This is a genomic window from Haloferula luteola, from assembly GCF_014201715.1.
GTDB lineage: Bacteria > Verrucomicrobiota > Verrucomicrobiia > Verrucomicrobiales > Akkermansiaceae > Haloferula > Haloferula luteola.
In genome coordinates, this window is sequence record NZ_JACHFD010000083.1 from 1 (window position 1) to 1,106 (window position 1,106).

A 1,106-nucleotide genomic window follows, 5' to 3' on the forward strand; every position below is an offset into this window, starting at 1 on the left:
AGTCCATCCGGGATCTGCTCAAGCGCCCGGATCTCATGCGTTCGGTCTGCCGCACCCACTCCCCATAGCGGAAAGAACTTTTGGCAATCGGTCTAGTTTATGAACCAATGGCAGGTGATCAAGGGCATCGAATATCTCACGTATTTGATCATACAGTCCCAATTCCGCAAAAGCCTTTGCATTCGATATTTTCCGATACTAGAGACAAGATTCTTGATTTGGTGGATGAGGTATTTTCAAAAGCTGAACAACACCCACAAGATGCATTTCGTTACGAAGTTGAATTGGGTAGGGTCGTTGGGACTGCTGGTGAAACGAAAATGAGGATTATTGTTAATCCAAAGTCCAAGCAAGTCACCACGGCTTTTCCGATACGCGATTTGGATGTCACAGTTCCAGGAATTTAATATGAGCCACCAACTTTTTGAATCACCAAAAGACTTTCTTGCGGCAGGGCCACTTTCAAAAGAATTTGTCGATCTAAAGCGGGATATTCAAGTATCTGGAGACGCTATTATTAGTCATCTTCCGCCCCGGCTAGCGAAATGGGATCATTCCATTCAAGATGCATCCTATTTGGATTCTTTGGTAATTAACAATGAAGTCAATTTTCTCACTGAAGTTCGATATAGCCGCTACGGGAAAATGGCATTGATCACAAATGAAGATGTAGTATCCAAAATCCACATTGAAATCATAAGTAAAATTTTAATGGGAAACGGGTTTCGTTACATTTCAGAATCTGAGTTGGGTGAGCCATTTAGGAGGCGTGATAGAATGAATGGCGACTGGTTCCATCTCTACTTTGACTACGTCTGAGCCACCTCCTTAAAAAATCGTTGGTTCGCGCCGACAAACATCCAGCTGGCGGCTGTCTCGCGTATTGGCCAGCCGCAGGTCGTGGGTGAGCTAGCAGGTAGTCCTTGGGATTTTTGGTGGTTCGGACGCGGTTCGTTCGCGGGACGGTCATCGGTGATCTGTGCGCGTGATTTTCAAAGGGGTCAGTGATTTTCAAAGGGGTCAGTCCTCGCGCTTTCACATTGCGGCTGTGCGTGTTTTTCTTCGCGCTCTCCGTGGTTATGGCCTGTCCGCTCCGTTTAGAAGCA

The 1,106-nt window shown here is 46.3% G+C and carries 2 protein-coding genes; both read left to right on the top strand.

From position 1 onward, the window contains the following. Window positions 1-107 precede the first annotated feature (107 nt). Entirely contained in the window at window positions 108-407 is a 300-nt protein-coding gene (locus HNR46_RS20570) for a hypothetical protein (RefSeq protein WP_184022595.1), read from the top strand. A 1-nt stretch (window position 408) separates the two neighbouring features. Then, window positions 409-819, top strand: coding sequence for a hypothetical protein (locus tag HNR46_RS20575; RefSeq protein ID WP_184022597.1), 411 nt, complete (start codon window positions 409-411; stop codon window positions 817-819). Window positions 820-1,106: the final 287 nt, after the last annotated feature.